The organism is Bradyrhizobium jicamae (genome assembly GCF_001440395.1).
GTDB lineage: Bacteria > Pseudomonadota > Alphaproteobacteria > Rhizobiales > Xanthobacteraceae > Bradyrhizobium > Bradyrhizobium jicamae.
The window spans coordinates 3,170-3,380 of sequence record NZ_LLXZ01000221.1 but is presented as its reverse complement, the minus strand read 5'-3'; the positions used below and the strand labels follow the sequence as shown (position 1 = coordinate 3,380).

The following is a 211-nucleotide window of genomic DNA, read 5'->3' as shown; positions in this document are numbered from 1 at the left end:
CACGGAGTCTGATTGGCCTTTCACCCCTAACCACAGGTCATCCCCCAGGTTTTCAACCCTGGTGGGTTCGGTCCTCCACGAAGTCTTACCTCCGCTTCAACCTGCCCATGGCTAGATCACTCCGCTTCGGGTCTTGAGCGTGCTACTCAAACGCCCTGTTCGGACTCGCTTTCGCTACGGCTACCCCACCCGGGTTAACCTCGCAACACAC

1 rRNA gene (only partly in view) is annotated in these 211 nt (G+C 58.3%); it reads right to left on the bottom strand.

Annotated features, from left to right (window positions below):
• A 23S ribosomal RNA gene (locus CQ12_RS39415) occupies window positions 1–211 on the bottom strand (it extends past both window edges: 2,453 nt to the left, 816 nt to the right).